Below are 21095 nucleotides of genomic sequence, written 5' to 3'. Positions count from 1 at the left end.
ATTTTGATATTTAATTAATATTTGTAGTAATGTAATGATATTTATAGATTTAAAAATAAAGGAGGATATGACTATATCCTCCTTTGATTAGATTAAATATTTTTTTGCTACTTTTTTAAAGTTTTTGATTTGCTCATTTTTCCAAGTTTCAGATTTGCCAAGTTTATGCATCATAATTTCAGCAACTTTTGGTGTAGCTTCGATTGTTGCTTTTGCATTGAGGAGTAGTGCTCTTGTTCTTCTGGATAAAACATCTTCAATGGTTTTTGCTTGTTCAAATTCAATGGCAAAAATTATTTGAGCTTCATTTAATGGTAATTCTTTATGAATTTTATTTTTAAATTCTTTCATTTTACTTAAATATTGAAAATCGCTTCCATAGACTCTAAAGTGTTCTGGTATTTTGTTGATTTTTTCTCGTTGCATATATCCGTGTATTTTTAAATTTTCTGTTATTGGCATTGCTGCAGGTATTAAATTTTCGTTTATTGCTTTTGTTAAAGCTTTTTCAGCCATCTTTCTATAGGTAGTGTATTTACCCCCGGCAATTGTGATGAGATTTGAGTTTGATATGAATATTTTTTCATTTCTTGATATTTTGGATGTGTTTTGTTGTCCTTTAGGGTCTGTTATTAATGGTCTAATTCCTGCATATGTGCTTAGAATATCATTTCTGTTTATTTTAATATTTAAATAATTATTCATATTGTTTAATAAAAATTCAATTTCACTGTCTAATCTTTTGGGTTCTTCTTCGATTTTATCTATTGCTATATCTGTACTTCCACAGATAATGACATCATACCAAGGTACGGTGAATAAAATTCTCTTATCAGCTATCTTAGGCATTAGCATTGCATATTGTGTATTTAGTTTTTCTTTTTTGATTATCAGATGAGTTCCTTGAGAAGGTTTTATGATATTAGAAGCATTAATGTCATCTAATTTCCTAATTTTATCTGAAAAGATTCCCGTTGCATTTATTATGCATTTACTCTTAACAGTAACTTGTTTGCCAGTTATTGTGTCTCGAATAATAGCACCAGATATTTTACCGTTTTTTTTGATAAATTGTGTAAGTTCTGTATAATTAAAAGCATTTCCTCCTTTATTAATAAAAGTTCTAAGCATGCTAATTGCCATTCTGACATCATCAAACGAGTCATCATAGTATAAAACAGAACATTTAAGACCTTTGGTTTTAATGTTTGGTATTTTTTTTATTGTTTCTGATTTTGATAGCAATTTTGTTTTATACTTGTGTTTTTTATGTTTGCCAAGAAGGTTGTGATACCAACTGAGCCCTAAATAGTAATAAGGAATACTTGAAATATTATACATGGGCGTAATAAATGCACGTTTATTTACTATGTGAGGGGCATTTATTTCAAGCAAAGCTTGTTCATATAAAGCCTCTTTTACCAAGGGTAAGTTAAATTGTGCTAAATATCTTACGCCCCCATGTATTAATTTAGTTGATCGAGAAGATGTGTGCCTTTAGCATAGTCATTTTTTTCTATAAGTAAAGTTTTATATCCTCTTGTAATCGAATCTACACTAATGCCAAGGCCTGTTGCTCCTCCACCAATTATTATTAAGTCAAAGTCTTGATTATCAATATCCCCCAATACTTTTTTTTTATGTTCTAGCATAAATGAGATATTCTCCTTATTAAAATTATGGTTTTATTGCATAAACTTTATTGATATATCAACAAAGTCTGTAAATAGACCATCTACTTTAGCTTTTATAAATAACAATTCTAATAATTCATTTGGATCTTTTACATATGAAGGCAATGCATCAATTCTAAACGTGTAAGGATAAACCTGCATGTTATATTTATGAGCTAAACTTATAAGACCTGTGATTTGCCCATTAATAATGATTTGGGGTATCCAAGGTCCAATTCCGTCAGCATATTTTGCAACCTCAGCCATACCTTCTTCTGATTTAATGTATTCATAATCTGTTGGTGCTTCTTCCCAGTCATTTTCTCCAACAAGCATTATCAATTTTCCCTGATATCCAAGTTCTTCTCTTATTCTTTTTATTTCGTCAAAATCAAATGTTTGAAGATAAATTTTATCTTCTTTTGATTTGTATCCATATTTATTTAGAATGTCTATTACTATTTTAGATATGTCTTTACCTTGTTGTTTATGCCATAGTGGTTTTTTGATTTCAGGATAAATACCAATATTTTTCCCTGTGCTTTTGTTTAGTCCTTGTATGAATTTTATTTCTTCTTCTAGGGTTGGAATTTTAAAATCATATTCTGTTGCAGGAAAACGGTTAGGGTATATTGGTTGTTGTGTTTCAGGATCAAATCTTTCGCTAAGGCTTAGTGATTTGATTTCTGCTAATGTGAAATCGACGGAATAATATTTTCCGTTTTCTCTAGCTCTTCCTGGAAACAGCTTTGCAACATTTGTTGTTGTATCTAGTTCAGGATCGTGCATTACTATAGGGATATCATCTTTTGTTAAAACAATATCTTGTTCTATATAATCAGCGCCTAAGGCATGAGCGTATGCTTTGGCTTCTAATGTATGTTCTGGTAAATATCCGCTTGCACCTCTGTGAGCTATAATTAATGCTGATTTTTTATTTATTTTTGCATTTTCTTTTGCACAAGAAATGATAAGAACAGTACTTATTGCAAACATTATTAATTTGAATTTCATTAATTTAACCTCTCATAACTTATATTTTGATGAATATATTATAATATATTTCATTCTTAAGCTTTCATTGTTAACATAACTATTATTATTTATTTTTATTGTTTTTTTCTTTTTTCAATGTTAATGCTATAAATGTTATTGCAAATATGCATGAAATCATCAATAAATAGAAATAAACGTCCCAACTAAAGTATTGCAATACAAAACCTGTAATGGCACTAGCAGTAACAGAGCCTCCTATATATCCAAATAATCCCGTAAATCCTACAGCAGTACCAGCAGCTTTTTTAGGTGCAAGATCGAGTGCATGAAGACCTATAAGCATAACAGGTCCATAGATTAAAAATCCTATTATTGCTAGTAAAACGGTTGTAAGTGTTGGAGTATTTTCTGGTAATTGCCAATATATAATTATTGCAATAAGGGTGGCAGTCATAAATATTATTCCAGTCTCAGACCTTCTTCCATTAAATACCTTATCAGACATCCATCCGGCAAGTAGTGTTCCAGGGATAGCTGAAAATTCATAAAGGGAATATGCCCATCCTGAATTTTTTATAGAAAAGTTTCTAACCTGTGCAAGATATGTTGGTGCCCAATCTAGTATTCCATATCTTATAAAATATACAAATGCATTAGCAATGGCTATATACCATAGTAGCTTATTATTAAGTACATGTTTGATAAATATTTCTTTTGCATTAAGTTCTTTTTCTGCATCTTCTGTATGGTTATCAGGATAATCGTTTTTATATTCTTCAATTGGGGGTAATCCTACAGATTGAGGAGTGTCTTTTAGTGTCATTAATACAAAGATTGCAATTATTATTACTATAAATGCTGGTACATAAAGTACGGCTTGCCATTCATTAAAGTAAAATAAAGCTTGTGCAGATATTATTCCAGCTATTCCTGCTCCTATATTATGAGATACATTCCAAGTAGCAACAATTATTCCCCTTTCTTTTTTTGACCACCAATGAACTATTGTTCTTCCACATGCTGGCCATCCCATGCCTTGAATCCATCCATTTGCAAACATTAAAATGAACATTAATACTATAGCAATTGAGGTATCAATTGAGCTCCATGGCAATAGTCCAAATGTAATACTTATTGCTGCTGTTAAGGATAATCCTAGTGATAGAAAATATCTAGGATTACTGCGATCTGAGACATTTCCCATAATGAATTTAGAAAATCCATATGCAATTGAAACTCCAGATAAAATGATTCCTAGTTGACTTTTATTTAAACCTTCTTTTTCAAGTTCTGGCATTACAAATGAAAAAATCTTTCTTGTTAAATAGAATCCAGCATATCCAATAATTATTGAAAGAAATATTTGTAATCTTAATTTTTTATATAATGATTCTTCTAATTCCTTGTCTACTCTTTGTATGTGAGGCGCTGGTTTTAGAAAATTAAATATCTTTTTCATAATTTAACATCTCCATTTTTTTGTAATTTATTAATTCCATTTCTTTAATATTAATTCTATATATTTTAATCTATAATTTAATCAATATCACTTAACTTTAAATGTTATTATAATTAATGATTGATTATTCAATCCAAGATCTTGCCCTATTTATGGCTTTATGCCAATTATAAATCAAATCTTCCCTTTGACTTTGTTTCATTAAAGGTTCAAATATTTTATCTGATTTCCAAAGACTTGTAATCTCTTCTGTATTTTCCCAATATCCTATGGCAAGTCCTGCCAAATATGCAGCTCCAAGAGCTGTTGTTTCTGTGATTTTTGGTCTTACAACATTACATTGTAAAATATTAGCTTGAAATTGCATGAGTAAATTATTTTGACTAGCTTTACCATCAACCCTTAGTTCTTTAATATCAAAACCTTTAATTGAATTTTTCATTTCAGTTAATACATCAAAGCTTTGAAAAGCAATGCTTTCAAGTGCAGCTCTTGTAATGTGTTCTTTTGTTGAACTTCTTGTAAGTCCAATAATTGTTCCTCTGGCATAAGGGTCCCAATGTGGTGTTCCAAGGCCTACAAATGCTGGTACGAAATAGATACCCCCATTATTATTTACTGAGGCAGCTAGTATTTCTGCATCGCTGCTTTTTTTAAATAGTTCTAAATTATCTCTTAGCCATTGAATTACAGCTCCGCCAATGAAAATACTTCCTTCAAAAACATAAGTTGTTATATTTTTTTTACCCATGCAATTGATGTTAATATTTTTTGTTCATTGATTATAGGTTTATGTCCTATATTAACTGTAGTAAAACAACCGGTGCCATAAGTGTTTTTTGCCATTCCTTTTTGAAGACATGATTGTCCAAATGTTGCTGCAAATTGGTCTCCTGCAATGCCTGAAATATTGATTTCTGTTCCCATTATGGAAGAGTCAATTTTTCCATATATTTCTGAACTTTGTTTAAGTTCAGGTAAGATTGATTTTGGAATGTTTAAGATTTGTAGTAGATCGTCATCCCAATTAAGAGAATTAATATTTAAAAGTAAAGTTCTTGATGCATTTGAATAATCCGTAATATGTATTTTACCTTTAGTAAGATTCCAAATTATCCAAGTATCTATTGTGCCAAAACATAATTCTCCTTTTTCTGCTCGTTCTCTCGCTTGTGAAACATTATCTAGTATCCATTTTATTTTTGTTCCACTAAAATAAGGATCTAGTACAAGACCTGTTTTTTCTAAGAAAATTTTGTCTTTGCCCTGTGTTTTAAGTTCATCACAAATTTTTGCTGTTCTTCTGTCTTGCCAAACTATTGCGTTATAAATTGGTTGTCCTGTATAGCGATCCCAAATAATAGTTGTTTCTCTTTGATTTGTAATTCCGATTGTTGCAATTTCATTAGGATGAGTTCGTGCATTTGCTAATGCTTCTGATATTATTTCTAGTAGAGAACTCCATATTTCATTTGGATTGTGTTCAACCCAACTTGGATGAGGATAAATTTGTTTAAAGTCTTTTTGTGCAAATCCTTTTATATTTGCATTTCTGTCAAAGATTATTGCTCTTGAGCTAGTTGTTCCTTGATCTATGGATAAAATATATTTCATAATAATTTTTTCTCCTTTTCCTTTATTATTGTGTTATAGTCAATATTATTATTTGTATTTACAATCATTTTTTGTCTTTTAATGTGAGTTTATAAACCATTGCACCTATGTTAGCACCAATGATAGGTCCCAATATGGGGATTATAAGTACATTAATGTCGTTAAAACCATGATTTTTAAATCCAGCTATTAATAATAATATTCTTGGGCCTAAGTCTCTTGCTGGGTTAATAGCATAACCATTCATGCCTCCAAAACTTATTCCAATGGCTATAACTATTGCTCCAATAATGAAAGGGAAAAATGGATTTTGAATATCTTCTTTTATAAATTTGCCAACAACTAAGACTAAAAACATTAATAGAAATGTTCCAAATATTTGATCAATAAATCCAGGCCAAAAACCAGGAATAGCGGGAAAAGTTGACATGATTCCCTGGGTGATTTCAAATTTAGGATCTATTTCTATCCATTTGGGATAAAATACAATAAGTGTCATTAATGTGCCAGAGAATGCTCCAAGTATTTGGGCTGGAATATAGTAACAAAGTTTTGATTTTGGAAATTTACCAATGGTTGCCAGTCCAAGACTGATTGCAGGATTTAGATGAGCGCCACTGATTTTTGCAGCGGTGTAAACCCCAAATGTTACACCTAAACCCCATCCAAATACTATATTTGTATATCCACCATTTATTATTTCTCCAGCTATAGTGGGGTTTGATGGAAATAATGTTGTCATAGCTACAGAACCTGTTCCTATTGAGAGTAAAATAAATGTTCCTAAAAATTCTGAAATAAATTCTTGAGTTTTTGTGTAAACCATACTTTAACCTCCTTATTGTAGATAAGACTTAATTTAAGATTAACTTTTTTAAATAATTTATATTATGCTTGATGTAATTTAACTAACATAATAATAAGAAAACAAACTATTTTGTTTTTGTATGAGGGATGATGTTTTGTTATTATCGTTTGATTTTCTCTCATAATACTTTTAACTATATGACATTTACATTTGATGATTAAAATTCCTCTCAATATAATTCTTATTTTGATTGACCATTGTTTTTTGATATTATTTATTGTTTTAAAATTGATGCAATTTAATATAGACAAAGTCATATAGTTTTTTTGCTTTTTTTTAGAATATGAGTTTTTATTTGTTGATTTTTTACTTTGATTTATAAATTTTATTATGTTGATATTTTTTGTTTAAATAATTATTAATTGTTATTTTTGGGAAGATTTTAATTATTGTTTTAGGCAATATTAATTTGTTATTGAAATTGGTTAATTCGGATTGATTATCCATTTAATGTTCCTCTGAATTGATCATTGAAATATATAGGATTGTTTCATGCTATAGAAATTTTATTTTTTATTGTTGTTAATGTCAATAATTTAAGAAACTTGAAATTAATTATATTAATTTTTTTATTAAAAAATTTAATTGTTTGTTTTATTAATATATAGTTATGTTTTTATTTGTTTCAATGATGCATTATTTATTAATTAATAATTATGAATTTTGGATGCAGGCTTGGTAATTGTAATTGAGGGATTAATAGGTGTAAGTAAGACTACGCTTGGACATATTTTATCTTTAGATCTTGAAATTCCTTTTTATCGTGAATTAAATAATGAATTTACATTGTCTATGTTAAATGAGTTTTATAAGGATAAATTTAGATGGGCTTTTCCAATGCAAATTAGTTTTTTGAATGAAAGATTTAAACTTATAAAGAGTGTATTTAAATCTAAAGGAAAAGGGATACTAGATATATCTATTTATAGTGATTGTGTTTTTGCTTCTTTCTTAAATGATAATGGATACATTTCTGATAATGAATATAAAATATATCTTGATTTACTTGATAATATGTTAGAGCATTCTAAAAAACCTGAGTTGATGATATATCTTGATTGTAGTATTGCTGAGGCTGAGAATCGTATTAAGAAAAGAAATAGAAGTTGTGAGACAGATATTTCAAAAGATTATCTTGAGAAACTTAATAAGAAATATTTAACTTGGTATGATAGTTATAATTTGTCTCCCAAATTAATGTTTAATTATGATAAAATAAATGTTTTTGATGATAGAGAGAAAAGCAATCTCATTACTTTCATTAAAGATAAACTTGTAATATAATTGTTTATGATTTTTGAAATTATTAGTTTGGTTTTGTTTTTTGTAATGACTAGATTTCATTGGAGGTTAACATGAAAAAATTGGTCTTATTGTTTTTTTCTTGTATTTTTATAAATTTATTTGCAAGTAATGATTCTTTAATTGATGAGAGACAAAAGGAACTTGCTATTTTTTATTATGAGGTTGGACAACGGTATATTGATGTTGGAAAAGTTACAAAGGGGAAAATTTTTCAAAAAAAAGCTTTGGAAATGTATCCAAAATTAAAAGGGGAAGTTGATCTAAAAAGTGCTGTAGAGGATATTGATTCTAAGATGAAGTTAGAAAGTGAGGCAACTTTTCTTTCTTTTGATGATGTTAAACTTGATGATATTCCAGGAATAATTCACGATAAGATTGAAATTAGTGAAGTTACAAATGCTCCTAGAATAGAATATGTTGCAAGTAGAGAAAGAGAAAATCACAAAGAGCAAGCCGTTAAATTTCAATTTAATAAATTTGTAAGGGCTTTTCTTTTGCAAGATTTAAATTTGCTTGACTCTGTTATTGCTGATGATGTTAAAGTTTTAGGTAAAATTGCACCTAAATCCGATTTTATTGCCAATTTGGAATTTGCTTCAAGTGATTTTAATAGAGATGATTTAGGTTATCTTTCAGTTGATGATTTTTATGATCTTAAATCTTTAAGTATTACAAAAACTACAGATACGTCTTATACTGTCAAAGTTAAAGCTAAGAAGAATGATATTACTCAAAATATTCCATTTTGGAGAGATGTTCAAACTTTATGTTTTGTAAATCAAGATAATAAATGGTTACTTTTTTCAGTTAAATGATATCTTAGGGTCATAATTACAATTGCTATTGCTAAAGCATATATAAAGAGGTCTCCAATGTATTCATAGATTGTTGTGAATCTTGGGGGCAATTTTATTTTTGATACTAGATATCCTTCTTTAAATGTTTCTAAACTTTTTACATTCTCACCATATTCGTTTATTATAGCAGTTATTCCTGAGTTAGTAGCTCTGATTGTTTTAATTCCGTTTTCTATGCTTCTAAATTTTGCCACTACAAAATGTTGCCATTCTGATGAATTTGTATGTGACCAAGAATCATTTGAAAAATTTAATAGTAAATTGGCATTTTGTTTTTTATAGCTTCTTGCAAGATCTGGAAACGCATCGTCATAACATATTAAAAAACCTAGATTAAATTTTTTAAGCTTTAAGATTTCAAGTCTATTTCCGTTAGTTTGTCCAAAAAGGCCAAAATTTTTATAGAAAAATTGTCTTATAAATTTATATTCATAAAATGGTATTTTTTCTGAAAATGGAACCAAAAATATTTTAGAATATATATTAGTTATTTCAAGGTTGGGATTTATTGCATAAACAGAATTTTGATGTGTAAGTAATCGTTTATCTGTTTTTGATGGTGAGCCAATTGCAAAGTAGGCTTTATTGTTTATTATAAGTTCATTTACTGAATTATATAATTCAAGCAATTCTTGATCGTAATATGCATAATCTTTATAAGTATTGAAAGGATAAGTTAATACTCCTTCACTCCAGAGCACGAGTTCTGTATTTGGATGTTCTCTTAGTGCTTGTTTTGTAATTGTAATAGATTTTTTAATTCCTTCTTTACGATTGCCAGGCAACCAAGAATCAATATTAATTTGAATTGCTGCAATGTTTAGTGTATCTATTTCTTTATTTAAGATTGGATTCAATTCTATTTTTTTTATGTTTCCATAAGCAAAAGATGTACTTATTAATAAAATAGAAAATAACATACTTAGTATATTTGTTTTATTTTGATTTATTAAAAAATTTGCAATTCCTGCATTAAAAAAATAGACTACAAAACATACAAAGAAAACCCCAAATGTATCAGCTACTTGTATTAGATCATTAAAATTATGTACCATAAATGCTGAAAATCCCCAAGGATATGCTGGAAATCCAATTGATTTTGAGTAGTCATATAATGTGAAAAGTATAGCTAAGGTTAATGTTTTGTTATTAAAAGTTTTTAGTGAGTAATATAATAAATATCCTAAAACTAAAGCATAAGGAATATATCCAAGTATTGCTCCTAAAAAAGTAATGATACCGAATGAATAAAAGAATGCAAGCCAAAAACTTTGTAAACTATTGGCTATTAAAAAATAAAATGTTGTTAGGGTGATAAGAAATTTTTTATTTTTTGTTTTAGTTAATGCAATAAAAAGTGGTATGTATGCTATCAAACCAATGTGTGAATATCCCATATTATTTATTTCATTTGGAATTGCTAAACTTGTAAGCAATCCAGAAAATGCGGCTAGAGAAAAATATTTTGTTTTCATTCTTTTCCTTTTTTGTTTTGTTTTTGTATATAAAAATATATTATATATTCAAGAATACAGATATTAATATACAATATTGCATAGTATAATATATATAATATGTTTCGTGTAAAAATATTAAATTTATATAGTACTTGTTTTAGTATTAAAAAAATAGCTTTGATGTTTAATATATCCATTTTTTTAATAAATGCATTTGTTTTAAATGCTCAAGGTATTGTTACTAACAAGGATGCTCAAGAAGAATTTAAATGGGCACTTAATTCTTATAATAATGGTCTTTATGATGATGCTTTGTTGTCTTTTAAGAGAGTTTTAAGCTTTGATCCAAGTAATCTTGATTATCATTTTTGGATAGGAAATGTTTATTATAGATTGGGGCATGTTGAGGAAGCTTTAATGGAATGGCGAAATTTGCAATCTCAAGGGTATAAATCGGCTTATCTTAGGCAGTTGATATCTATAATTGAACAAAGAAGAGGTATATCCTTAAATAATGAATTTAAAAATATTGAAAAATTTGTTCAAGTTGCGCTTCTTGATAATTCCATTTATAAACGACCAAATGGATATCAGATTACATCTCTGAAGGCCGATCAATATGGTGGTTATTATGCTGCTAATTTTGTAGGAAATGAAATTTTACATTTTGATGCTAATAATAATATTCATGTTTTAGTTAAGGATGGAATTACTTCTATAAAGTCACCTTATGATGTTATTGAGCTTGATAAACTTTTATATGTGACACTTTATTCAAATGATGAGATTGGTATATATGATAAGACTTTTGGCATTAAAAAAGGTTCAATTGGAAAGAAAGGTACTGAAGATGGTGAGTTACTTGCTCCTCAATATATAACAGTTGATGAGAGAGATTATATTTATGTTAGTGAATGGGGAAATAAGCGAATCAGCAAATTTGATGCTAAGGGTAGTTTTGTTTTGAATTTTGGCATGAAAACGGTTGGATATGCAGGGCTTTTAGGTCCAACAGGTGTTACGTATTTGAATGGAAATATTTATGTTGCTGATGCTCCTAGAAATTCTATTGAAGTATTTGATACTAGTGGCAATCATTTGTATTCTATTTCAACTTCTTTTGAAGGTATAGAAGGTCTTAGCAGTGATTTTGCAAGTAATAGCATTATTATATCTTCAAAATATGGTGTTTATAAATATAGTGTTTCAAGTAAAACTTTTGTTAAGCTTTTAAAAGCAGATAAGATAGATTCTAAAATTTTATCTTCAATTATTGATGTTAATAATCAAATGGTTGTATCAGATTTTGATAATGCTCATATTGCGATTTATAAAAGTGATGTTAGTGTTTATGATAGTTTAAATGTTGATGTTCGTAGAGTAATTAGGGCGGGAGGTTCTAAAATTTATGTGGAGCTTAATATTAGCAATAGAAATGGATTACCAATTGTGGGTTTAAAGAGTGAAAATTTTGCGGTTGCTAATGAGAGATATTACATTGTAAATCCAAAAATTGCTTATGATATTAATACTTCTAATGATATGAATATTGCAATTGTTTTTGATAAATCTTTTTCTATGAAAAATTACGAGTCAGAACAGATTATGAGTGTAAATACTCTTATAAAATCTAGAAAAAATAAAAAGTTTAGTTTTATAAATGCAACTAATTTACCTTTGGTAGATAATATCGATAGTTTATTAAGTATGATTCATAAAACAAATTCTCTTGGTGTTTATGATTTAAATGATGTAAAGACGGATGTTAGTCTTAAACTTGCAGGTTCTGAACTTATGTCAAAGAGTGCAAGAAGGGCCGTTATTTATTTTAGTGATGGATCTTTGAGTCATTCTGCTTTTAGTAGGTATTCTGTGGATACTATTTTAAGCTATTATAAAAATAATGATATTAGATTTTATTTAATATTGTTTGGAAATAGTCCTATTGAGTCTAAATTGCAGTATTTAGTAAATGAAACCGGTGGTGCTATTATTCCTTTTTCTTCTTATGAGGGTGTATCAAAAGTTTATGATTTAATGATGAAACAGAAAACAGGGACTTATTTGCTTGAATATGATTATCCAGGCCCTCAAGAACCTAATGGATATTATAATTTATCTGTTGAAGTAAATTTCAATCAACAAATAGGTAGAGGAGAATTTGCATATTTAATTAATTAAATTTTACTTTATGGAGTTTTATTTATGGCACTTAATGTGGGAATAGTGGGATTGCCCAATGTTGGGAAATCTACCTTATTTTCGTCCTTAACAGCATCAAAGTCAGAGATTGCTAATTATCCTTTTTGTACTATTGATCCTAATGTGGGAATAGTAGAAGTTCCTGATGAGAGACTTTTGAAAATTGCTAATTTAGTATCGTCAAAAAAAATAATTCCTGCTGTGATAGAATTTGTTGATATTGCGGGTCTTGTTAGAGAGGCTTTCAAAGGAGAAGGACTTGGTAATAAATTTTTAGCGAATATTCGTGAAGTTTCTATTATTGTTCATGTTGTTAGATGTTTTAATGATAGAGAAGTTATTCATATTGATGGGGATATAGATCCTCAAAGGGATATAAGTACAATTAATACAGAATTATGTCTTGCAGATCTTGAAACGGTTCAAAAAAGTATTTTAAAAAATGAAAAAAATGCAAAGAGTATTGATAAAAATATTAGTGAAAATTCAAAGATAATTGTTTCACTTCTTCGAGATCTTGAAAAACATTTGATTGATGTTAGACCAGCAAGCGAGTTTAAATTTGATGAATTTGGTTATAATTTTGTTAAGTCTTTAAATCTTTTGACTATGAAAAATGTTATATATGTTTGCAATGTTGATGAGGATTCACTTTCTGGTAATAAATATACTGATGTTGTTAAAAATATAGCTTTAAGTGAGGGTAATAATTATTTAATTTTGTGTGCTAAGATTGAGGCAGAACTTGCTGAAATTCAAGACTTAAGCGAGAGAAGAGAAATGTTAGAATCTATGGGTATCAAAGAGAGTGGTCTTAGTAATTTAATACGTACTTCTTATTATACTTTAGGTTTAAGAACCTATTTTACTGCAGGAGAACAAGAAGTTAGAGCTTGGACTTTTATTGATGGAATGAAAGCCCCAGAAGCTGCAGGTATTATTCATAGTGATTTTCAGAGAGGTTTTATTAAAGCAGAGGTGTATTCATTTGATGATTTGATTGAGTTTCAAGGCGTTCATGGTTTAAAGGAAAAGGGACGTCTTAGACTTGAGGGAAAAGATTATTTGGTAAGAGATGGTGATATAATTTTATTTAAATTTAATGTTTAAATAAATTAAGATGCAGGAATTATTTTTTTATAAAATCAGATTACTTTTTATTTTTTGTCTTAATATAAGCTTTTCTATATATTATATGTTGTTATATAGGAGCAGTTTTAGTATTTTTATTCTTTTTTTAATGTTTATAAATTTTTTTGTAATGGTTTCTTATTTAAGATATTTTTATGAAATTGACTTTAAAGGAAACAAAATTTTTTATAAAAAATTTTGTTTTAAAGTTAATTTTGATTTTCATGATATCATATGGATTGAAAAAAGATTGTTAGATAATATGTTAATTTTAGGTTTAAATAATGGTACAAAAATAAAAATGTGTTTTTTAAGAAAAGAGTATTTGAGTAGTTTTTTTAAAAAACTTAAACTTATAAGAAGTGATTTATTTATTACAAAGATGCAAGAATTGCCAATAAGATATTATGTTTCAGGTACTTATATTTTGATGTATTTATTTCGTGTTTTAATTAATATTTTTGTTTATTATATTTCATTTGGTAGTATAATAGTGTTTTCTCTTGTTTTGATTTTAGGAATTAAGGTTTTAATAAGAGATATTTTGGGGCTTAAAAATTTAGTGATTTTTTATGAATTTAGGCAAAATTCTGTTTATGAGAGAAAGCTTTTTTCTGGAAAAGAATATTATTATGAGTTTTTTAATAAGATATTTGTTTATAATTCTGAGTTAACTGGTGATGGATATTTATCTTTTGTTTATCCTTATAAGAGTATTTTTAAAAAAGTTTATATTAATGATGAGGGAATGTCTTATTCAATGAAAAAAGTATTTGCTTATATTGATAAATATTGCAATAAGTGTTCTTAGTGTATGATTGACTATATCATAATTAGTTGGTATATTATTTATTATCATGTTTGCTGCATTAAGGAGTTTAATTTGGGCAATAATCCATCAGCATTAAAGCGAGCTCGACAAAATTTGAAGCGAAATTTGAGAAATGTAAGTGTTAAGAGTGAACTTAAGACACTAGAAAAGCATTGTATAAAACTTATAAAAGACGGGAAAAAAGATGAAGCTTTGGAGTTTTTTAAATTTGTTTCAAAAAAATTAGATACTGCTGCTAGAAAGCGAATAATACATATAAACAAAGCCGCACGTAAAAAGTCAAATTTGAGTATTTTGTTATTACAGTAAGGAACTAGCTTATGTCTTGTTCAAAGAGATCCAAAGTTACTAAATCAGATATTGTTGATCAAATATTTTTAAACATTAAAAATAATAATGAAAAGTTGGAAAAGAAGTATATAAGACTTGTAGTTGATGCTTTTTTTGAAGAACTTAAAAACAGTCTTTGTGTTAATAATGTTATAGAGTTTAGATCATTTGGTACATTTGAGCTTAGAAAGAGGAAGGGTCGCCAAAATGCTCGTAATCCTCAAACAGGTGAATATGTGAATGTTGATGATCATCATGTTGCTTATTTTCGTCCAGGAAAAGATTTAAAAGAACGGGTTTGGAGCATTAAAGGATAGTTAATGCCTGTTAATGTTAAGAATTCTTACAAATGGGATTGTAAGCTTGATTCAAGTTTAATTTTTAGAGGGAAATTAAAGTTTGAGGGTGCTTTATATCTTGATTCTTCTTTTGAGGGTGAGATTTTTTCAGAAAAAGGAATACTTTTTATAGGTAAAAATAGTAAGGTTATTACTGATGTAGTAATTTGCGATACATTGATAATTGAGGGAATTTTAAAGGGCAATGTTAATGCTAGCAATAAGGTTTATTTAAATAGTGGTTGTAAAATATATGGTGATGTTAAGACAAAAAAGATATTTATTAATGATGATATAGTTTTTGATGGTAAATGTGAAATGATTAAATCTAATGAAAGCATAGATTTGTTTTCTTTTACAGTTTCACAATTAAAAGATACTTTGCAGTGAATTAATGTTATGTTTTATCATTTAATGATTAATTATTATTTTAAATAGAAATACCCTTCTTAAAAATTTATCTCATAGAGGAGATTATGGATAGAAAATGTGAGGAATTTGATTTAGAGGATGAAATGAAGCGTTTGAATTCTTCTAAAGAATTAAAAATTGAAGATAATAATAAGAAAAAAGTAGTTAAAGTTGTTACTAAAAAAGAATCTGTTTCTAGTGCTTCTAGGAATTCTAATATTGATAAATTAAGAGAATCTAATGAGCTTTCTTCTGATTTTGATTATGATATATCAGATCCAGATTTGGAGAGTAGTATTAAGACTCTTGAACAAAGCAATATTATTAATTTTTTAGGTGGTAAGGATTCTATAGTTATTGATACTCTTTATGATAAGCCAATTACTGAAATTAGAAAAGTTGTTGAAGGACTTGGGACTAATCATACTATTGCGGTAACAATGAAAAAGACAGAATTGATATTTTTACTTGTTAAAATATTAACAGAGCATAATATTAATGTTTTATTTACCGGTGTTCTTGATGTTTTAAGTGATGGTTATGGTTTTTTGCGTACAGCATCTAATTCTTATCTGTCTGGAGGTAATGATGTTTATGTTTCTCCGTCTCAGATTAGGCTTTTTAATTTAAGAACGGGTGATATTTTATATGGACAAATTAGATCTCCAAGAGAAGGTGAGAGATTTTTTGCAATGATTAAGATTAAGAGTATTAATGATCAAGATCCTACATTTGCACAAAATAGAATACCTTTTGATAATTTAACACCTTTATATCCTAGTTCAAAATTAGATCTTGAATATGAAAATTGTAATATTTCAACTAGACTTATTAATTTGTTTGCACCTATTGGAAAGGGTCAAAGAGCTTTAATAGTGTCGCCTCCAAAAGCTGGTAAGACTACTTTACTTCAAAAAATAGCTAATGCAATTACTACTAATTATCCAGACATTGTTTTAATGATTTTACTTATTGATGAGAGACCTGAAGAGGTGACTGATATGATTCGTGGTGTTAAGGGTGAAGTAATAGCATCTAATTTTGATGAACAGGCTAGTAGGCATGTACAAGTTGCAGAGATGGTCATTGAAAAGGCAAAAAGATTAGTTGAGAATAAAAAAGATGTTGTGATTCTTTTAGATTCAATTACAAGGCTTGCTAGAGCTTATAATCAAACTATGCCAACTTCTGGTAAGATACTCTCAGGGGGTGTTGATTCTAATGCTTTACATAAACCAAAAAGATTTTTTGGTTCTGCTAGAAATATTGAGGAAGGAGGTAGTCTTACTATTATAGCTACAGCTTTAGTTGATACTGGGAGTAAGATGGATGAAGTTATATTTGAAGAATTCAAGAGTACTGGTAATATGGAGCTAATTCTTGATAGAAGTTTGGCAGATAGAAGACTTTTTCCTGCTATTAATATTAAGAAATCGGGGACAAGGAAAGAAGAATTACTTTTAAGTGAAGAAGAACGTTCTAAAATTTTACTTATTAGGAAAATTTTAAGTGGTGTTGATGATTATGAAGGAGTTGAAGCTTTAGTTGAAAAGATGAAAAAGAGTAAAAATAATGAAATTTTTTTAAAAACCATGAGTAATGGAGATTAATAAAATTGACTTTGTTAATAATTTAGACTAAACTTTGATTAAATTAAGAGAGGCTTTATGAAAAAAGATATACATCCTGTTAGTAATTTAGTAGTTTTTAAAGACGGTGCTAATGGTGCCATGTTTTTAACAAGATCAACTTTAACGTCAAAAGAAGTAATTAAGTATAGTGATAATAAAGAATATCCATTAATTACTGTTGAGATTTCAAGTAAATCACATCCTTTTTATACAGGTCAGCAAAAATTTGTGGATGCGGCAGGTAGAATTGACAAATTTAACAAAAAATATAAAAAAGCTTAATTAATATTTTTTTATTTTTTGTTGTTTTTAATATATTTTTTTTACCCTATATTTTTTGCCAATAAATTTTTCTATCTTTGTTTTGTCATTCTCATAGATTGTATTGCTAACAAGAGATGTGATGCTGTTTTTTTCTTTTAGCTGGTATAGTACTTTTTCAGAGATGTTTTTTATATCTGTATTTGTTATTTTAAAATAATTATTTCTTATATTTTGTCTTAGATGATCACTAATATTTAGCATTTTTCTTTTATAGCTTTGTAATATTTCTGTGGATTTTGTTTTTACATTTGTATTAAGTCCAATTACTCCTATTAAATATGTATAGATTTCGTCACATTTAATTTCATTATTAGCTAACTCTTCTAATGATGCTTCAAAAGCTTGGTATGTTGTGATAAAATTTGGATCTCTATATGATGCAAAAGAAAATATCCCGTTTGTAATAGATGCGAATGCACCATATGCTCCACCAGCAACCCTTATTTTTTCCCATAATATTCCGCTTTTTAATATATGTGTTAAGAAATTTATTGTTGGATATTCTTTATCTGTTATTCTATAGCTTGCAAAGCTCATGGCATTAAAAGATATCTTTGATGGAATGATCATTATTTCTTTTAAGACATTACTTGATGGCTGTATTGTAATTAAATTGTTGCTGTAAATTTTTTCATTTAAATTTTCTTTTAGTATAAATAATTCTGTTTCTAATTTTTTAATAACGTCTTTAGTATTACCTATAAGCAAGGATGATAGATTATTTTTAAGAATAATCTTATTTCTAAGGTTTTCTAAATTATGTGCAATTTCTTTTAAAGATTCTATGTCGGTTTTTATTTTGTGCCAATATTGTCTTCCCGTAATACCAAATTGAAGTTCTTGCAGGTATTTGCTTTGACTTAATTTTGATTCTGATCTTGTTGTTGCTAAGATGTGTCCTTGTGGAATGAGTATTGATTTAAAGTCGTTTTTGAGACTTAAGACTATTTCTTTTAATCTATTGTAGTCGTGAAAATCTATATTGATTAAAATTTCTTTTATTAATGTGAATGATTCTTGAATTTTATTGTTAAATGATTTGAAATTTATATTAAACAGATTGATCATGTTTCTGTGAATATCTTCTTTATAGCTTTCGTATATATTTAGTTGTCCCAGAGTATTTTGGATTTTATTATTTAAAGTGATATATGAGTAATTTTTGGTAGACAAATCTTGAATAGCTCTTTTAAGCAACGAGAGATACAAAAAATCTTCTTTTTGTAAAAAATCTAATGTAAAAAATAGATATACATTAAATATGTTGTTATTCTTTTTTAACTCAAATGTATGTGCCTTAAGTTCGGGAACATAATTTAAAATTAAGCTTTTATCAACTTCTTTTGGTAGGTCTTCTATCTTTAATATAGGAATTTTAGCAATATCAGATTTAAGATCTTTCTTATTTTGATATTTTTTGAATTTATTGTAATCTTTAGTAAATTTTGAAAATTTCTCTGGATTTTTTTTAATATTAATTTCTCTATCCATCAGTTTTTTTTCTATTTGTTCTTCCATTTCTTTAAGCATTTTATCCGATGGGTTGAAGTGAATTAGAGTATAGTGATTATTGTTTAGTAGATATTTTTCTATTAAATTTTCAAAATAGGGTTCTCCTCTCTCTAATTTGTTTTTTATTTCATTTAGTTGATAATTAATTTTTAGAGTTTCAGTTGGATGTAGGCCGTGTATCCAGCCTTTAAAACTTTTAATCATTAAATTAATAGGCCAACCTTGTCCTTTTTCTTCTTTTAATGAAAATTCGTAACCAAATAGAATACCTTGTATTAATTCTTGAGGAATTTTTACCTTTACAAGGTTTTTAAGTTCTTGGAAAACTTTGTCTTTAAATTCTTCTATTTTTCCTGGAAGTACGTTTTGTAAACCAAATGAAAATATGCATTCTTTTATGTCTGTGTTAATTCCGCTAACATCAGCTATTACATCTCCGATTTCGCTTTTTAGCATGTTTATAGTAAATTGGCAAGAACTATCTAGAAGAATTTCTGATAAGATTTCAAGACCAATATTTTCTTTAATATTTTCAATATCACTACATAACCAATTTATTACATATACTCCCAATGTATTTTCAGTTTCTTTAGGAATATTAAAACTGAGTGTTTTGTGTTGGTTCCATCTTGTGGCTTTGTCTATGTTATAATTGACATTTGATTTTTTATTTGTGCAAGGCCTAATTATATATTTTTCAATGAAATTAAGATTTTTATTGGTATCAATATTGCCAAATAAAAATATTTTGCAATTTTCTAATGTATAGTATTTTTTATAAAATTCAATAAATTCTTCATATGTAAGATCAATAATGTTAATAGGGTTTCCTCCAGAGTCGTATTGGTAAGGACCTTTAGAGAAAAGAGAATTGGTGGAGATTTCATTAATTAAAGAATTTTTGCTTGAATAATTACCTTTCATTTCATTTAACACAATGCCAGATGGCTTAAAGTTATTTGGATTTATGTTGTAACCCTCTTGCATAAAAGCTTCTTTTTTCAGTAAGGGGTTAAAAATGGCATCAGAATATATTTTAAACAAATTAAAGTAATCTTTTTGTATTGTAGATGCTGCTGGATATAGAGTTTTATCTGGAAATGTCATTGCATTTAGAAATGTATTTAGACTCCCTTTCATTAAATATAGAAAGGGATCTTTTATTTTATATTTGTTTGAGCCACAAAAAATTGCGTGTTCAAGAATATGTGCAACACCTGTATTATTGAAAGGAATAGTTTTAAATGCTATTCCAAAGGCATTTTCTTTGAATGTACTATTTTTTAGCTCAAATATTTCCAATCCACTCTCGTGTTTAAAATAAGACCCTTCAGCATCATATTCTTCTAAATAAGTTTTTGAAATTAAATTAAACAATTTTTTTTTCTTCATTGATAATTAATTTTATCCTTGTTTAATATATTTTTTTGATTCTTCTTCGCTAAATTCAAAAATATTTTCTGTATGATCTGTTGCCTCCAAATTAAATACATAAAGTGGAAATTTTATTATTATTTTTTTATCTTTAAAATAAATTACTGCTTGTTGTAAATCAAATAGTAATTTATTTTGATACGTTGTTGTAATTTTTTCTTTGATTTTGTGGGTAAAATATGGAAATGCTTCCTCTATGTTAATAATTTCATCTATGTTATAGATATAATCCCCATTACTATTAATATAGTAGCTTCTATGATTTGTGATATATGTATTATTAATTTCCTGAGAGGTATTTATTATTATTGTGTGAATACCGTATCCATAGTAAATTTCATAGTCTATATTTAAGCTTGGTTTTTGAGGATTTTGACTAGTGTTTTGAGTTGCACTTTCTAAGTTGGAAACTATCTCATTTGCATAGCTTTCAATCTCATCATTTAGTGATTTTGCCTTATTACTTTCTGTTGTTTGAGTTATTATTTTTGGTATTCTAATTTTATATTTTAAAAGTTCGCTTTCTTTTTCTGCTGAGATAGATTGAATTATTATTTCATTTTTTTCGTTATAAAGCGTATCAATATCATTAAAACTGATTTTTTTTGATTTTTTCGTGCATCCTAATAAACTTATCAGCAAGGATATGAAAATTAAAACTTTTTGGGTTGTTGGTGATTTTATCATAAAGATATTTTTCTCCATATATAAAGTTTTTTAT

At 27.6% G+C, this 21095-nt stretch carries 16 protein-coding genes and 2 pseudogenes; 10 read left to right on the top strand and 8 right to left on the bottom strand.

Annotated features, from left to right (window positions below; translation table 11 throughout):
- Positions 1–87: 87 nt before the first annotated feature.
- The 5 genes and pseudogenes from BRE_RS01235 to BRE_RS01215 form a co-directional block, all read right to left on the bottom strand.
- Positions 88–1652 (bottom strand): annotated as a pseudogene (locus BRE_RS01235) (FAD-dependent oxidoreductase).
- A gap of 33 nt (positions 1653–1685) precedes the next feature.
- Positions 1686–2687: a glycerophosphodiester phosphodiesterase gene (gene glpQ, locus BRE_RS01230; RefSeq protein ID WP_012538763.1), complete on the bottom strand. Its 1002-nt coding sequence runs from the start codon at positions 2685–2687 to the stop codon at positions 1686–1688.
- Positions 2688–2772: 85 nt separating this feature from the next.
- Positions 2773–4128, bottom strand: a complete 1356-nt coding sequence (gene glpT, locus BRE_RS01225; RefSeq protein ID WP_012538762.1) for a glycerol-3-phosphate transporter — start codon at positions 4126–4128, stop codon at positions 2773–2775.
- 124 nt (positions 4129–4252) lie between these two features.
- Positions 4253–5742: pseudogene (gene glpK, locus BRE_RS01220) on the bottom strand (glycerol kinase GlpK).
- Positions 5743–5806: 64 nt separating this feature from the next.
- Positions 5807–6568, bottom strand: coding sequence for an MIP/aquaporin family protein (locus tag BRE_RS01215; protein WP_012538761.1), 762 nt, complete (start codon positions 6566–6568; stop codon positions 5807–5809).
- 717 nt (positions 6569–7285) lie between these two features.
- On the opposite strand from BRE_RS01215, the gene BRE_RS01210 reads away from it, so the two are divergent.
- Positions 7286–7894, top strand: a complete 609-nt coding sequence (locus BRE_RS01210) for a deoxynucleoside kinase (RefSeq protein WP_198004622.1) — start codon at positions 7286–7288, stop codon at positions 7892–7894.
- A gap of 71 nt (positions 7895–7965) precedes the next feature.
- Positions 7966–8730, top strand: coding sequence for a hypothetical protein (locus BRE_RS01205; RefSeq protein ID WP_041178099.1), 765 nt, complete (start codon positions 7966–7968; stop codon positions 8728–8730).
- Here BRE_RS01205 and lnt read toward each other — a convergent pair.
- Positions 8694–10247 (bottom strand): apolipoprotein N-acyltransferase, encoded by a 1554-nt coding sequence (gene lnt, locus BRE_RS01200; RefSeq protein WP_012538758.1) that lies wholly within the window; start codon positions 10245–10247, stop codon positions 8694–8696. The genes BRE_RS01205 and lnt overlap by 37 nt on opposite strands.
- Before the next feature lie 162 nt (positions 10248–10409).
- Between lnt and BRE_RS01195 the strand changes: the two genes are divergently transcribed.
- From BRE_RS01195 to BRE_RS01160, 8 genes are all read left to right on the top strand, one after another.
- A complete protein-coding gene (locus BRE_RS01195; protein WP_198004633.1) occupies positions 10410–12410 on the top strand; it encodes a tetratricopeptide repeat protein in 2001 nt (666 codons plus the stop codon).
- Between the two features lie 24 nt (positions 12411–12434).
- A complete protein-coding gene (ychF, locus tag BRE_RS01190; protein WP_012538756.1) occupies positions 12435–13541 on the top strand; it encodes a redox-regulated ATPase YchF in 1107 nt (368 codons plus the stop codon).
- A 10-nt stretch (positions 13542–13551) separates the two neighbouring features.
- Complete coding sequence (locus BRE_RS01185; RefSeq protein ID WP_012538755.1) at positions 13552–14373, top strand: hypothetical protein; 822 nt, start codon at positions 13552–13554, stop codon at positions 14371–14373.
- 72 nt (positions 14374–14445) lie between these two features.
- Positions 14446–14703, top strand: coding sequence for a 30S ribosomal protein S20 (rpsT, locus tag BRE_RS01180; RefSeq protein WP_041178098.1), 258 nt, complete (start codon positions 14446–14448; stop codon positions 14701–14703).
- 11 nt (positions 14704–14714) lie between these two features.
- Positions 14715–15041, top strand: a complete 327-nt coding sequence (locus tag BRE_RS01175) for an HU family DNA-binding protein (RefSeq protein WP_012537997.1) — start codon at positions 14715–14717, stop codon at positions 15039–15041.
- Between the two features lie 3 nt (positions 15042–15044).
- A complete protein-coding gene (locus BRE_RS01170) occupies positions 15045–15452 on the top strand; it encodes a bactofilin family protein (protein ID WP_012538753.1) in 408 nt (135 codons plus the stop codon).
- Positions 15453–15538: 86 nt separating this feature from the next.
- A complete protein-coding gene (gene rho / locus BRE_RS01165) occupies positions 15539–17083 on the top strand; it encodes a transcription termination factor Rho (protein ID WP_012537995.1) in 1545 nt (514 codons plus the stop codon).
- Between the two features lie 57 nt (positions 17084–17140).
- The gene (locus BRE_RS01160) at positions 17141–17386 is read left to right on the top strand and encodes a type B 50S ribosomal protein L31 (protein WP_012537994.1); all 246 of its coding nucleotides are present in this window, start codon (positions 17141–17143) and stop codon (positions 17384–17386) included.
- 27 nt (positions 17387–17413) lie between these two features.
- Here the strand turns inward: BRE_RS01160 and BRE_RS01155 are convergent, their stop codons facing one another.
- Together BRE_RS01155 and BRE_RS01150 are read right to left on the bottom strand one after the other, a co-directional pair.
- A complete protein-coding gene (locus BRE_RS01155) occupies positions 17414–20332 on the bottom strand; it encodes an insulinase family protein (RefSeq protein ID WP_012538752.1) in 2919 nt (972 codons plus the stop codon).
- A gap of 12 nt (positions 20333–20344) precedes the next feature.
- Positions 20345–21061, bottom strand: a complete 717-nt coding sequence (locus tag BRE_RS01150; protein WP_041178097.1) for a hypothetical protein — start codon at positions 21059–21061, stop codon at positions 20345–20347.
- Positions 21062–21095 lie beyond the last annotated feature (34 nt).

This window comes from Borrelia recurrentis A1, from assembly GCF_000019705.1.
Classification (GTDB): Bacteria; Spirochaetota; Spirochaetia; order Borreliales; family Borreliaceae; genus Borrelia; species Borrelia duttonii.
This window is presented reverse-complemented; position numbering and strand designations above follow the sequence as displayed.

Bases quoted from the DNA above. Each gene is read 5' to 3' on its own strand.
- glpQ (WP_012538763.1), bottom strand. From the start codon at position 2,687: ATGAAATTCAAATTAATAATGTTTGCAATAAGTACTGTTCTTATCATT.
- glpT (WP_012538762.1), bottom strand. From the start codon at position 4,128: ATGAAAAAGATATTTAATTTTCTAAAACCAGCGCCTCACATACAAAGA.
- BRE_RS01215 (WP_012538761.1), bottom strand. From the start codon at position 6,568: ATGGTTTACACAAAAACTCAAGAATTTATTTCAGAATTTTTAGGAACA.
- BRE_RS01205 (WP_041178099.1), top strand. From the start codon at position 7,966: ATGAAAAAATTGGTCTTATTGTTTTTTTCTTGTATTTTTATAAATTTA.
- lnt (WP_012538758.1), bottom strand. From the start codon at position 10,247: ATGAAAACAAAATATTTTTCTCTAGCCGCATTTTCTGGATTGCTTACA.
- BRE_RS01195 (WP_198004633.1), top strand. From the start codon at position 10,410: ATGTTTAATATATCCATTTTTTTAATAAATGCATTTGTTTTAAATGCT.
- ychF (WP_012538756.1), top strand. From the start codon at position 12,435: ATGGCACTTAATGTGGGAATAGTGGGATTGCCCAATGTTGGGAAATCT.
- BRE_RS01185 (WP_012538755.1), top strand. From the start codon at position 13,552: ATGCAGGAATTATTTTTTTATAAAATCAGATTACTTTTTATTTTTTGT.
- BRE_RS01175 (WP_012537997.1), top strand. From the start codon at position 14,715: ATGTCTTGTTCAAAGAGATCCAAAGTTACTAAATCAGATATTGTTGAT.
- BRE_RS01170 (WP_012538753.1), top strand. From the start codon at position 15,045: ATGCCTGTTAATGTTAAGAATTCTTACAAATGGGATTGTAAGCTTGAT.
- rho (WP_012537995.1), top strand. From the start codon at position 15,539: ATGGATAGAAAATGTGAGGAATTTGATTTAGAGGATGAAATGAAGCGT.
- BRE_RS01160 (WP_012537994.1), top strand. From the start codon at position 17,141: ATGAAAAAAGATATACATCCTGTTAGTAATTTAGTAGTTTTTAAAGAC.
- BRE_RS01155 (WP_012538752.1), bottom strand. From the start codon at position 20,332: ATGAAGAAAAAAAAATTGTTTAATTTAATTTCAAAAACTTATTTAGAA.
- BRE_RS01150 (WP_041178097.1), bottom strand. From the start codon at position 21,061: ATGATAAAATCACCAACAACCCAAAAAGTTTTAATTTTCATATCCTTG.